At 38.9% G+C, this 12,192-nt stretch carries 15 protein-coding genes; 2 read left to right on the top strand and 13 right to left on the bottom strand.

Features of this window, described 5'->3' with window-relative positions:
* Positions 1-95 precede the first annotated feature (95 nt).
* Positions 96-1,016, bottom strand: coding sequence for a leucine-rich repeat domain-containing protein (locus B2089_RS09470; RefSeq protein WP_296324285.1), 921 nt, complete (start codon positions 1,014-1,016; stop codon positions 96-98).
* Between the two features lie 133 nt (positions 1,017-1,149).
* Between B2089_RS09470 and B2089_RS12105 the strand changes: the two genes are divergently transcribed.
* Positions 1,150-1,278: a helix-turn-helix domain-containing protein gene (locus B2089_RS12105; protein WP_296324288.1), complete on the top strand. Its 129-nt coding sequence runs from the start codon at positions 1,150-1,152 to the stop codon at positions 1,276-1,278.
* Between the two features lie 282 nt (positions 1,279-1,560).
* Here the strand turns inward: B2089_RS12105 and B2089_RS09475 are convergent, their stop codons facing one another.
* Together B2089_RS09475 and B2089_RS09480 are read right to left on the bottom strand one after the other, a co-directional pair.
* Positions 1,561-2,271, bottom strand: a complete 711-nt coding sequence (locus B2089_RS09475) for a putative ABC transporter permease (RefSeq protein ID WP_296324291.1) — start codon at positions 2,269-2,271, stop codon at positions 1,561-1,563.
* A 112-nt stretch (positions 2,272-2,383) separates the two neighbouring features.
* A complete protein-coding gene (locus tag B2089_RS09480; RefSeq protein ID WP_296324294.1) occupies positions 2,384-4,066 on the bottom strand; it encodes a DNA adenine methylase in 1,683 nt (560 codons plus the stop codon).
* A 181-nt stretch (positions 4,067-4,247) separates the two neighbouring features.
* On the opposite strand from B2089_RS09480, the gene B2089_RS09485 reads away from it, so the two are divergent.
* Positions 4,248-5,375: a DUF4105 domain-containing protein gene (locus B2089_RS09485; protein ID WP_296324296.1), complete on the top strand. Its 1,128-nt coding sequence runs from the start codon at positions 4,248-4,250 to the stop codon at positions 5,373-5,375.
* A 3-nt stretch (positions 5,376-5,378) separates the two neighbouring features.
* Here B2089_RS09485 and B2089_RS09490 read toward each other — a convergent pair whose 3' ends face one another.
* The 10 genes from B2089_RS09490 to B2089_RS09535 all read right to left on the bottom strand — a co-directional run.
* The gene (locus B2089_RS09490) at positions 5,379-6,416 is read right to left on the bottom strand and encodes a peptidylprolyl isomerase (protein WP_296324299.1); all 1,038 of its coding nucleotides are present in this window, start codon (positions 6,414-6,416) and stop codon (positions 5,379-5,381) included.
* A 63-nt stretch (positions 6,417-6,479) separates the two neighbouring features.
* The gene (locus tag B2089_RS09495; RefSeq protein ID WP_296324303.1) at positions 6,480-7,277 is read right to left on the bottom strand and encodes a DUF6675 family protein; all 798 of its coding nucleotides are present in this window, start codon (positions 7,275-7,277) and stop codon (positions 6,480-6,482) included.
* A 162-nt stretch (positions 7,278-7,439) separates the two neighbouring features.
* Complete coding sequence (gene jag, locus B2089_RS09500) at positions 7,440-8,144, bottom strand: RNA-binding cell elongation regulator Jag/EloR (RefSeq protein ID WP_296324306.1); 705 nt, start codon at positions 8,142-8,144, stop codon at positions 7,440-7,442.
* Between the two features lie 23 nt (positions 8,145-8,167).
* Positions 8,168-10,015, bottom strand: a complete 1,848-nt coding sequence (gene yidC / locus B2089_RS09505) for a membrane protein insertase YidC (RefSeq protein WP_296324309.1) — start codon at positions 10,013-10,015, stop codon at positions 8,168-8,170.
* A 22-nt stretch (positions 10,016-10,037) separates the two neighbouring features.
* Positions 10,038-10,259, bottom strand: a complete 222-nt coding sequence (yidD, locus tag B2089_RS09510) for a membrane protein insertion efficiency factor YidD (RefSeq protein ID WP_296324313.1) — start codon at positions 10,257-10,259, stop codon at positions 10,038-10,040.
* The gene (gene rnpA / locus B2089_RS09515; RefSeq protein WP_296324317.1) at positions 10,256-10,609 is read right to left on the bottom strand and encodes a ribonuclease P protein component; all 354 of its coding nucleotides are present in this window, start codon (positions 10,607-10,609) and stop codon (positions 10,256-10,258) included. The genes yidD and rnpA overlap by 4 nt, the downstream gene beginning before the upstream one ends.
* A gap of 18 nt (positions 10,610-10,627) precedes the next feature.
* Entirely contained in the window at positions 10,628-10,783 is a 156-nt protein-coding gene (gene rpmH, locus B2089_RS09520; protein WP_184656981.1) for a 50S ribosomal protein L34, read from the bottom strand.
* Positions 10,784-10,896: 113 nt separating this feature from the next.
* Complete coding sequence (locus B2089_RS09525) at positions 10,897-11,424, bottom strand: DciA family protein (protein ID WP_296324320.1); 528 nt, start codon at positions 11,422-11,424, stop codon at positions 10,897-10,899.
* Between the two features lie 41 nt (positions 11,425-11,465).
* Positions 11,466-11,876: a hypothetical protein gene (locus tag B2089_RS09530; protein ID WP_296324323.1), complete on the bottom strand. Its 411-nt coding sequence runs from the start codon at positions 11,874-11,876 to the stop codon at positions 11,466-11,468.
* Positions 11,866-12,192, bottom strand: a 327-nt coding sequence (locus B2089_RS09535; RefSeq protein ID WP_296687020.1) for a CoA-binding protein, incomplete at its 5' end; no start/stop codon positions are given. The genes B2089_RS09535 and B2089_RS09530, both read right to left, overlap by 11 nt.

The following is a 12,192-nucleotide window of genomic DNA, read 5'->3' on the forward strand; positions in this document are numbered from 1 at the left end:
CTATCGGTAGGGTCGTGCTTTTCGGGGTTCCGGCTGTCGCCTACATTCGCTTCGCGAACGGCTAAGCCGCCCCTACAATCCCTTGTGCAAACAAGTTAATATTTTGTAACATTTTTTCCTATAGTCTTTTTCATAGGAGTATTTTTTCTTCTCGGTTCGAAAGGCGAAAATCCATATTTTCCATCTTTCTTATAAATTAAATTTCTTCCAATATAAACACTTTCTAATGGACAATCATAAAATAAACCTTCTCCAAACAAGGCTGGCCCACCATCTTTATTGTAACTGAGTTCTATTGATTCCGTACTATCCTCAAAAATAATCTCTTTTAATTTTTTACATCCAAAAAACGCTTGGTAACCAATTTTCTTTACAGACGCAGGAATTGTTATCGATTCAAGATGCGGTGTTTCAAATGATTCAGTATAAAAAGTATATTGGGGAATTTCAGTTATCTCACTACTTAGTATTATTTTTTTAAATTGAATACTTGAAAGATTAAAACTAAAACTAAAATCATGAAAAAGATTTTCTCCAATCATATATGTTAAATTATCAAAGTCATATAGAAATTCTAGTCCAGAAGTTATTATTGATTTTGATGTATCAAGAATAATATTAGAATCTGTAGGAACTTCCCTTAATTTTGAAGCAAGTGTTGCGACATTATTTTTTGACCATTCCCCAAACAATTTTAGTGTGTAGGTTTTAGACTCTGTCATTTTGAAAGTCTTCGTTTTTATATCTGTCGCGTATAAGGTTATCTCATATTGTTCTTCCCCATTTTCCTGTTCTGTATGCGATTCCGACAAATTTTCATCTTTTATCTCGTCATTTGGTTTATCTGCTTTCGTTTCATTTTCTGATTCTGAAACATCACTTTGTTTTTCTCTCGATACATTTGAATCATTACTTTTAACTTCCATTTTTTCATCATTATTTTCTCCCGAAGCACATCCTAATATAAAAAGCAAGGTAGAAGAACAAAGGAGCAAAAGGGCAATATTTTTTTTCATGATAAAGACCTCCAGAAAAATAACGCTAACACAATTACTATAATGCTAATAAAGTAATTTATCAACTTTATTACAGTTAGTTTTAATTCTAAATCCTTTATAAGCAAAAAATAATCTGTGTCATACTAAATATATGACACACTTGCAGCAGGTCTTTATAAACAACATTCGTTTCTATCGCACGAAAGCAAATTTTACACAAGTTGAATTTGCCGAGGAAATTGGTCTCAGCCCTAACTATCTTAATGCGGTCGAAAACTGAAGAAATTTTCCATCCGCAGACTCTTTGCAAAAAATGTGTGATGTATTAAAAATATCTCCGTACCAACTGTTTCTTGAACAACCTGAAATTACAAAATTCAATAATAAAACAGAACAACAGCAACTCATTCTGAGCCTAAAACAAGAAATAGATTTCTTATTACAGTTATACATTGAAAAATAACTTCTAAACAATTATATTTTTATTGCCACAAGTCTATTTGTTATACAAAATGAACTGATTATGGGGCTTACTTCGGAAAGTAATCAATCGCCCGCTAATCTAGTGCTCAAAAATTTCGCGTAAAATGTCTTTCAGCGGAAGATGATTTGACTTTAATGCAAAGAAGAATCTCTTCCGCTCTTCAAATTCCTCGTTGCGTTTTCTAATAGACTCTTTCAGATTTTCGTAACGGATTTCAAGTTTATTTTCCTTTGCATACTCACGGATTTTTGTTGAAATCTGGAAAGTATAGCACAAATCAATTGTAAAAACGCCGTAAAAAAATCCTACAACAAAACTGAATGAAAGATGATTCGTAAACCAATAGAGCCATTCCAAAATGCGGGGATGAACAAGAAAATAATATGCTCCGCTTAAAATCACCCAGTAAAAAGAATATTGCGGGCAGATAATTCCCTGAATATTCAGCCAATTCTTACTGTAATCCCAAAGCTTGATTTTCATGCCCTTGATGAAGATAAGCCCCGCTATAAATTCCATAACAGTGATGGCAAAAGCCATTAGGATAAAGAGCAGGAGTTTTTGAAGCCATTTACTCTCCACAAAACTCACATCGATAAAAGAAAGGGCGAAGAGCAGACAGAGGCTCAGTCCATAAAGAGGCAGATAAGGTCCAGTCAGAAAACCAGGGTTTATCCATTTTTTTTCAGGATTATTCTTAGAAAAAAATCGCCGCCAGAAAAGCTCGATTCCCCAGCCGATAATGCTACCGGCAAAAAATAAAAAAGTCAAAACCAGTAAAGCAGTCAAAAGAAGTCTCCTTTTTAATTTTCTACCAATCGTTAGTTAGAATTTTCCACAAATTGTGCATACATTGTGGAAAACTTTTATTTACCGTTCGTTAGTTTAATTTATCCACAAGCTATTTCACGACCGAAAACCTTCGTTCTGCGACAACTTTTATCCTATCAAGTTTTTCTGAAATCAAGCTATACAAACTTTCGTTCGTTTTTCGCAATTCTTCAATTTTAGGAAGCCAGTTTACAAACGACTGTTCGTTTTTCTTATTCGCAAGTTTATTCAATGTTTGGGGAATAATCTTTACTAATGTTCTTTTGTCAGAATCAGTCCAATTCAGTCGCAGAAGAATTTCTGAAAGTTCTTCTTCTTTTGTCTCACAACTAGCGTTCGTTAGTTTTTCACTCAAATCATTCAGCTGGTCGAAATTCAAATCATCAAAATTTTCTGGAATTTCCAAAGTGAAAAAATCTTTCGTCTGAATTTTGACTCCCGCCACAAAGAGAATTTTTTCCTCGGATAAAATTTTATCCGCAATATCTTCCAAACGACTAAAAGAATATTTTTGTTTAAAGAGCAGAAGCGTCTTTTTTCGCTTGAGAATAAAATCAATTTCCCGAATCGAATCTTCATCGCTTTTTCGGCTCGTGTCAATGCTCAAAATAAATTCAATGTTCGTGTTCTGCCGGCGGTTACTCTGCTTGCCACCTCGGTAAGTCGTATACTCATTAGTAACCAGAGAAAGCCGCCCCCGCTTGGTGCAGATTTCCCGCATCTTCTCAAAAGGAATGATTCCATCAGTGCTGTAGCTGATAAAAATAAATCGGGCATCAAGGTGCATAATCAAATCTTCAAAAGATTCTTCCGCGGAGTCCTTGTAGCAATAATCGGAGCGAGTATTTACCCAGTCTTCACGAATGGCCGCCTTTTTTTTGAGCACGCCCTTTGAATTCAGTTCCAGGGGAGCCGGAATTTTATCCCATTTGGCAATCGTGTTCAGCATGTGATAATTGCTTCCATATTGATGCTGATTGTAGGGCGGATCCAGGTAAGCGATATCGATGCCTTTGATTTTTCGGGCCAGTTCATTCGCATTTTCCTGAAAAACATGAATCGGAGAATTTGAATCAATCAAAACAGGGGAGTGAAGCTCAATTTTTTTCATAATCCGGCTTAGCGCATCCTTTCCATGACCGCCGAATTCCTTATGAAAAGCCTTAAAAACCCCGGAAGTGTTAGTGTGTGTCGCCGACTCATAGAGCAAATTCGCCAGCAAAAGATAAAATGCCTTTTCTCGGACTTCTGATTTCTCAAATTTCGTTTTGAATTTATCACTTTCAAGCCAATTCCGGATTTTATCGATGGCAAGGGCATTTTCTCGCGTGTAAAAAAGCCGCTCGGTCTTATAATCAGCCTGCTCAACATCAAATTCTTTCGGCGCATAATATTTTGCAATGTACTGATTTTTCTCGTCTGGCAGAGCAAGTGAATTTATCTCTTTTAAAAGCCTTTCAAATTCGGCCTGGCTTCCGAAAATCTTCGCAATTTCAGACTCATTGACATCCAAAAATCCCCGGTTCAAAACATAAGCGTAATATTCCCAGTCGTTGGCGTAAACTTCAAATCCTAAAAATTTCGCAAACCGTGAGACAACTCCGCTGCCAGAAAATACATCAAAAAAAGAAATTTTCTCGCTGGGAGCAATGCCCGCGTTTTCGATTGCTTTGTAAATCAAGGGGAGAAGTTTTCGTTTGTTGCCGATGTAGGCGATTATCTGCTCTGTGAGATAGGGCGAGTTAAATTCCATAAATTCCAAACTTTTTGAAGATAGGAAATTTTATCATTTTACGAATTCTCTAGCAATAGAGCGAATTTTCGCTTAAAATAAAAGTAGTTGAAAAAATCAGAATAAAATGTTTTTTAATAGAAGAAATTTTACCGTCAGCACAAAAAAAATTTTTCTCATTCCGCTGCTTTTCCTCTTTTCCTTGTTTTCTCTCTTTCCCGCTGAATTTCCAGAAAAGATTTCCAAGAATGCAAAAATTTCGATTCTCTCCGTCAATTACAACGATATTCTGCATTCGCTCTTTTCAAAAAGCTGTCTCCGTATTTACGATGCCGAAAATGACTTTGACCAGATAATTGATTTTGCCTATTTTGAGAATTTTGACGACCAGCTTTTCCTTCTTAAATTTTTCCTTAACGGTAAAAAAGCTCAAATCAAGACGGCTCCGTTTATCGATTATTTTCTTGCACAACAAAAACAAACTAATGTTAGTTTAATAGAATCTTTCCTAGATTTAAATCCTGCCGAAGTCGCTTACATTTTCAATTTTCTCTCTATTCTGCACAAAGCGCTCCCTGAATACAGTTATGATTTTGACTTGCTCACAAACAATTCAGAAACTCATATTTCCGTGATTCTCCACGATTCCGCCCGAATGGCTGGTGATAAACTAACTAACGAGCGTTACTCATTTTCTGAAATCATCCAGCACAATGTGAATTATAAACGACTGAACGATAGTTATGTTCTTGCCTCTCAAAAAGAAAATCTTGAATTCCACAAGCAAGATTTCTCAAAAGTCTTTCATAAAGAAAAAATTTCCCTCATTGTTTCCTTGATTATCTTTGCAAGTCTGGTCTTTTTGCTGACAGTCTACCAAGTGTTAGCCTATTTCTTTGAAAAATTGTATATTCTTTCAGTTTTTAAGACCGCCCAGATATTCGATTTTCTGATTCTTTTTGTGGCAGGATTTGCAGGCTGCATTATTCTCTATCAGGATATTTTCTCAAATCAGAGCATGTTCCGAAACAACATACAATTTTTCTTTTTGTTCCCCCTGCACCTGATTGCGGCCTTTGCAATTTTCAGACCAGTTCATAACCGAAAGCTTCGAATCTACTATTGGTCGTGGACAAGTTTCCTTTCGCTTCTCTACATTCTTATTTGCTCAATTATCGAAAGAAGTTTTCCTACAGTTAGCTTTTTATTTACACTGCCGATTTTTTTACGAACCGCCTATTTTTATTTTGCCGTAAAGGACATAAAAAAAGAGCGCACTTTCAAACCGTACGCTCTTTTAGCTAGATTTTTAGATTCAGCTTCTTCCTAGAACTTAGTTCTTAACTTTTGTAAGCTCAATGTCAAATGCGAGGTAAGCGCCACCAGGAATTACGCCCGGAATGCCGTTCTCGCCGTAAGCCTGGCTCGGAGGAAGAACAATCGTCCTCTTTTCGCCCAGTTTCATATCCTGAACCATAATATCAAAGCCTGGAATCATCTGACCACCAGCTGTAGTGAACTCAAGAGGACCTCGGCCTTTTGACTGATCGAAAACCTGACCGTTTACGAAATAGCCCTTGTATTCAACGGCAACAGCCCGCTTTCCGCCGATTTTGCTTCCGCTTCCTTCTTTTGTAGTCTTATAGTAAATTCCGTTTGAATCTTTGCTGAATCCAGGGAATTTCTCTTCGACTTCCTTAATTTTTGCGGCAGCAGCAGCTTTTGCCCTTTCAGCGGCCTTTGCTTTAGCTTCAGAAGCGTGCTTGTCAAAATCAGCCTGAGAAGCAGTGAATTTTTCTGCATCTGCACCCTGTCGAACAATTGTAACTTTTACAATTTTATCACCCTGCTGGACTGCATTTACGACAGCCTGGCTGTCTGCGTTTACAACCTGACCAAAAATCGTATGTTTCTGGTTGAGCCAGTCTGTAGGAACATGAGTGATAAAGAACTGGCTTCCGTTTGTGCCAGGACCGGCATTTGCCATTGCAAGATAGCCCGGTTTGTCAAAGTTGAGGCTAGGGTCAAATTCATCAGCGAATCGATAACCAGGACCGCCACGACCGCTTCCTTCTGGATCACCGCCCTGAATCATAAAGTCAGCGATAACACGGTGGAAAGTAAGACCGTCATAAAAATGCTTGCCCTTGTGAGCGTCGAGAGTTCCTTCTGCAAGACCAACAAAGTTAGTTACAGTGAGCGGAGTCTTTTTATAGAAAAGCTCAAGCACGATCGGGCCTTTGCTCGTCTCCATGATTGCAAAAACGCCATCTTTTCCTTTAATCGCATCCAACGATTTGTCCATAGGTTTACATCCTCCAAAAGAGATTGCAAGCAACGCAAAAATTGCCGCAAACAGATTTTTTTTCATTTTATGCTCCTAGATTTTGCCGAAAAGCAATGCAGAGAATATATCATATTTACAGGGGATTTTCTATACTTTCCCCATCTCCTTGACGAACCACTTATAAATCGAATCAACCCTTGCATTGAAAGAATCTATCATTTTTTCTTCCAGCATTGAGATTCGCGGGTAATAGGCCTGCACCATTAAATAAACCAGGAAATGGTCTCCCTCATCAATGACCACGAGATTTATTTTGACATTGTGGGCTTTTGCTGCCGTGATGAAAGCGAATTTCAGAGGCTCAAAGTTGTCGAAGCAAACACTCACTTCATTTGCCCGCTGCTTGTATGAGAGGGAGTAATAGCATTTTCCGAAAGAATTATCGTCCTGCATACAGTAGAGGGTTTTTCCGTCTGCGCTGCCTTCCGTGTCATCTGGGATGCGCTCTTTGTTTTCCGGAGAATCTACGAGATATGCTTCATGGTAGAGGGTTTCCCATTTTTTGTGACGGTTTGAATAATATTCCGTTCCTTTCATCGTGGAAATTGAGCGGATTACCTTTGAAACATCCTCAATCGAAAGATTTTCAGAATTTGAGTTATTTTCTGCTGTATTTTCCTTACTACCGATAGTTTTTTTATCAAGATAGAAGAGTTTTTCTGTCGTAAGGCGGGGTTTTTCTGAATTATTCCAGTGATTTACAGCCAATTTTGACAGTTCTGTATCTGGAACTAACGAGAGTTTGACTTCATCATCGTTCAGAAAAACATTCTGCAATTCTCCGGCTTCTTTTACCTTTTCCAAAATCTCAGGCGAAACAGACTGAGCAAACAAAGCTGAAAGTGAAAGAGAAAATGCCGTACAAATCGAAATAATTTTCTTCATTCTAAGACCTCTCATCAATCAAAATCAATTTATTCTGTAAATAAAACGAACTGATTTCCCTCTTGTTACAAAAATATACCCCACATGTCTGTGGGGCTAAAGTTGGGAAAATCTAATAAGATTGTCGCACGATGTCATTCCGAACTTATCTCGGAATCTCCTTTAGTAGTTGCCTTTGTAAATAACGCGAACCTGCTTGTAAAGACCTTCGCCTTCGCTCTTTGTCTCAATGTCAGAGAAATCGTTAAGAGTGGTGTGAATCAAGCGGCGCTCAAAAGGATTCATCGGCTCAAGGAGGATTGAAGTTCTCTTTGTGCGGACTTTGTCAGCTGTTGTGTAAGCCAGATGAACAAGATTCTCCTCGCGACGAACACGGTAATTCTCAGTGTCAAGGATTATACGGACATCTTCTCGGCCTAGGTGACCTGCGTACACATTTGCCAAAAGCTGGAGAGCATCAAGGTTCTTTCCTTTGCGACCGATGAGGATTGAAGAGCTTTCTGAGCTGAGCTTAAGTCCGATTTTCTTTTCTTCACGGAAGGCAACTTCTACGCTTGCCTCATAGCCCATCTTTGCGATGACATCTGAAACAAACTGAACAAGTTTCTGTTCAAACTCATCCTGAGGAATTGGGTTACCCATGACACGTTTTGCTGTCTCTGATGGTGAAGAAGACTCGTCATCGTATTTTACACCAGGTGTTGCCTCGTCTGTGTGAACACGGATTTTAACATAGCCAGATTTGAACAAAGTCTTCTTCTGAACTTCGATAATCTCAACATCAAACTGATCGCTTTCAAGACCAAGTTCGATTGTCGCTTTTTCGATTGCGTCTTTTTCTGTTTTTCCTTCAAACTCGTAAGTCATTTTATTTATCTCCTATTTACTAACTATCGTTTGTTTTTATTTGTTGATTTAACCAAAACTGGCTTTTTATTCTTCATCATTTTATTGATGACAAGCTGCTGCCCAAGCTGGAAAATGTTTGAAACTGTCCAGTACAAGAGCAAACCTGCCGGAGCATTGTAGAAGAGGAAGAAGAACATAATCGGCATACCGTACATCATCATCTTCATCTGGCCGGCACTCTGTCCTGCGGCTGCAGTTCCACCGTTCTGAGTAATTTTTCCGAACAAAAGCTGAGAAATCACATAAACAATAGGCAAAATACGAATCTGATTCCAGCCCAAGAAAGGAAGTCCGCGCTCAAAAACAGGGCCGACATGGTCGCCTACCGAAAGGTCATCTATCCATCCCTTAATGAATGAAGCTCCACGGAATTCAAAGTAATTGTTGAACAAATTGTACATAGCGAACAAAATCACAAACTGGAAAAGCAATGGCAAACATCCGCTCATAGGATTATAGCCAATTTCTTTGTACATTTTCGCTGTTTCCATCTGCAATTTCTGAGGATCGCCCTTGTATTTGGCCTGAAGTTCCTGCATCTTCGGCTGGAACTGCTGCATTTTCTGAGTACCTTCCAAGCTCTTCTTTGTAATCGGGAAAAGAGCCATTTTCAAGATAATCGTTACGATAATGATTGAAACGCCCCAGTTGTGAACGATTTTATTGATGTTTTCAAGCAAGAATTTAAGAATGACCTCAAGCCAGTACAAAAATCCTGAAGTCTGCAAACTCTCGTTGAAGTGAACTCCGCTCAATCCCCATTCATTTTTATCTTCTGAAACATAATTTTTAAGTTCAGATTCATTTCGAGGACCAGCGTAGATATAATAACTATCGTTAGTTTCTTTTGAATCAGTTGCTTTTCGAGTCATTTTGACCTGAGCATTGGCAGATTCTCCGACTTCGATTTCTGAGTTGTAAACCACCGTGCTGGACATTGAATTTTTGTTCTCTGGGTAAACGATGAACTCGAAGTATTTTCCAGCCATTGCCGTCCAAACCCAATCACGCTCATAGTTTTTAGTCTGCTTTGTTCCCAGACGAGTTTTCTTAACTTTTTCGCCATTGAAAGAAACCAACTCACGGTATTCGTAGCGGTCAACTTTGGGATTATATTTCGGGCCGACCTGAGGAGCAGTGCGCAATGTGTAAGCAGCTCCGCCTACATCAAGTCCCTTGAAATTCTCATCGCCATCGATTGTGATGTCAAGTTTGAAAGTGTAGTCGTTCGGCTTGAAAGTGTATTTTTTAACAAGTGTAAATTCGCTTGTAGTTCCGTCTGCATTTTTTGAAGTAAATTTTTTGAAGAATCCGATTGAATAATCACCAAGTTTTTTTACATTAAAAATGTCATTAACAATCGGCTTTGTAGCGTCACCAAGAGAAAGACCAAAAGCGCGGTTTTTATCAGAAAGATTTTCGATAAGCTCAACGCCCTTTCCTGTATCCACATCACGGTTTTTAAGGTTGCCCTTGTCGTCTTTTTCGATTAACTCATAGCTGACGATATCGCCGCCACGGTTCGTAAAAGTGACCTGAACTTTATTTGTAGTGATTGTGAAATTTTCTTCGGTAAGATTGATTTCTTCGCCTGATTCAGAAATTGAATTTTCTGTAGCGATAATGCTTGTTTCAGAAGAATCAACTGAGCCTTCTGAATTTTCTGCTTTGCCAGCTTCGTTTTCTACGACAGCTGAATTCTGTTCAGTCTGATTTTCTGCCTGATTCTGTTCCTGAGCTTTTGGAGGAAACAAAAAAGTCTGTGCGGCAAAAAATCCCACAAATACAACGGTAGAAAGGGAAATTGCCCAAACGGTGTTTTTTTCCATTACTTTTTCCTTGAAAGATAATTTATGGCACGGGGTCGTAGCCGCCTGTGTGAAGAGGAGTGCATTTGATTATTCGTTTTGAAGAAAGATATAGGCCTTTAACAGCACCATGTTTTTTTAATGCTTCCAGCGCATAAGCCGAGCATGTTGGGTAAAAACGGCAGCAGGCAGGCTTTAACGGAGAAAGAAACTTTCTATAAAAGCGAATAGGCAGACATAAAATGAAAACAATTATTTTGCTCATTTTTTGACTATACCAGCTTTTTCACACAATGTACGAAATTGAACACACCGCGTGCTGAACGAGTCTTTCTCGGAAGGGGGATATACCAAAAAAAGCATATCATATCCGGTGTTCAGGTGTGCTTTGTAATTACGATAGGTTTCGCGACTGAACCGCTTTGCGCGATTTCGTTCGACTGCATTGCCAAAACCACGGGGAAGGGGAAATCCGATTCGATTGAATCCAAGTTGATTGGGGAGATAGAATAATTTTGCTCCCGCTACGCTTGCCCTTTTCCCGTTTTTGAACAGATTTTTAAAATCAGCAGGACGCTTTATGTGTTCTTCACGACTAAAACTTGCTGATTCCATAAAATCTGCCTCTTTTAATTAGTATTTTTTATGTTCGTCACAAACTGAGAGCTTTTTGCGGCCCTTAGCGCGTCGGCGAGCGAGAACCATGCGTCCACCACGAGTAGCCATGCGTGCACGGAATCCAAATTTTCTGTTTCTTTTAACTTTTGATGGTTGGTATGTTCGTTTCATAGAACATTCTCCTTATTATTGGGGACTTTGCCCTTAATTTTGATAAAATTGAGCAATAAAATTCTTCATTCCCTAAAAAGAATTTTTTGGTAGTGGGAAGTAGTCTAACAAATTTATTCGCTTTCGGTCAATATATCGTTTTTTAATCTGTCTAAAATTCTTCGTAAATTTTCAGGAATTTCTTTATTCGGAGAAGATTTTTCTTTATTTTTAACGGAATCGCTAGAAACCTTCCGATTTTTTTCATCAAATTCCTGAATTACTTTTTCTTCTTTTTGAATTCTTTCTTCTATGTCTGAGCGGATTTTTTCTTCGTTAATTTGGGAATGAAGCTCGGCATTTGTGCCTCGAAGACGGAATGCCAGAGACGAAATTTTTACATCAGGAACGCCCCGTTTTAGCCCTGTGATAATATACTTCTGATAAAGGCGCAAAGTCTGAATCCAGGCGGGGTGATCAGCCTCAACAAGAAGAATTCCGTTTTTCAAATCAATAATCCGGGAATGAGAATAAAGATTTACGCCAAGATTCTCTCCATTCTTTGCGTTCGAACGGATTGACTCCAGAGTAACCCGCCAGGTTCTGAGAAGTTTGTTGTTTTTTTCGACTTCCGCACGCTCGATATTTGTGAATGCGGTCATTATCATTTCCTGCGCGGAAATCAGGTTGTCCTCATACGCCATCAAAAATTCCTCAGCTGATTCTTAAGAATCTGAAGTTTTTCCTTGAGCCGCCGAACTTCATCCAAAGAAGAAAAAATCTTTGAAGCCATGTAAGCGTCAGCAAAAATTCCGTCAAAAAGGAAATCAGCAAAAGTCAAAAAACCGCCAATCGTCATGCGGTAATCTGGAGGAATGCTCACAGAGCCGAGAACCTGCTGCAATCTTTGCAGAAGCATGTTCGCCTCATTCATAAGATTGGCCGCACCGTTGAGTTTATGGTGCTTAATCAGGTCAGTGATTAATCCTCCTCCCAGCATGTCAAGGACACTCCAGTTGCGTGCACTCTTAAGCTTGTCTTCTGCCTCTTCAACGAGAGGAATTAAACGATCAATGAGACTCAAAGCCTCAGAAATTTGTGGATTATTTGTCATTTTTCACCTTATCCTTAGCATAAACGCTCAGCCCAACAAGCACGCAGCCTTCGATATACGGAAGATTTTTCTCGTTGAGATAAGAAAGAAGCTCCTCACTCTCCGCACCAGGCTGAATCACGATGCACTTAAATGACTTTTTACATTCCTTGATGAGAGCCAGACCTTTCACCGGGTTTATGCAAAAGTCGATGATGTCAATATCGCCCGGAATATCATTAAAGCTTGCAAGCTCTTTTCCAACAGAATGAACCGTGTAGCCGTGCTCCAAAAGCCCCTGCTTGATTTTGTAAGCATATTTCTCAGGATTGAGTGT

It is taken from the genome of Treponema sp. UBA3813, assembly GCA_002368605.1.
GTDB lineage: Bacteria > Spirochaetota > Spirochaetia > Treponematales > Treponemataceae > Treponema_D.

Bases quoted from the DNA above. Each gene is read 5' to 3' on its own strand.
- B2089_RS09525 (WP_296324320.1), bottom strand. From the start codon at position 11,424: ATGACCGCATTCACAAATATCGAGCGTGCGGAAGTCGAAAAAAACAAC.
- B2089_RS09490 (WP_296324299.1), bottom strand. From the start codon at position 6,416: ATGAAAAAAAATCTGTTTGCGGCAATTTTTGCGTTGCTTGCAATCTCT.
- yidD (WP_296324313.1), bottom strand. From the start codon at position 10,259: ATGAGCAAAATAATTGTTTTCATTTTATGTCTGCCTATTCGCTTTTAT.
- rnpA (WP_296324317.1), bottom strand. From the start codon at position 10,609: ATGGAATCAGCAAGTTTTAGTCGTGAAGAACACATAAAGCGTCCTGCT.
- B2089_RS12105 (WP_296324288.1), top strand. From the start codon at position 1,150: ATGACACACTTGCAGCAGGTCTTTATAAACAACATTCGTTTCTATCGC.
- yidC (WP_296324309.1), bottom strand. From the start codon at position 10,015: ATGGAAAAAAACACCGTTTGGGCAATTTCCCTTTCTACCGTTGTATTT.
- jag (WP_296324306.1), bottom strand. From the start codon at position 8,144: ATGACTTACGAGTTTGAAGGAAAAACAGAAAAAGACGCAATCGAAAAA.
- rpmH (WP_184656981.1), bottom strand. From the start codon at position 10,783: ATGAAACGAACATACCAACCATCAAAAGTTAAAAGAAACAGAAAATTT.
- B2089_RS09530 (WP_296324323.1), bottom strand. From the start codon at position 11,876: ATGACAAATAATCCACAAATTTCTGAGGCTTTGAGTCTCATTGATCGT.
- B2089_RS09470 (WP_296324285.1), bottom strand. From the start codon at position 1,016: ATGAAAAAAAATATTGCCCTTTTGCTCCTTTGTTCTTCTACCTTGCTT.
- B2089_RS09480 (WP_296324294.1), bottom strand. From the start codon at position 4,066: ATGGAATTTAACTCGCCCTATCTCACAGAGCAGATAATCGCCTACATC.
- B2089_RS09495 (WP_296324303.1), bottom strand. From the start codon at position 7,277: ATGAAGAAAATTATTTCGATTTGTACGGCATTTTCTCTTTCACTTTCA.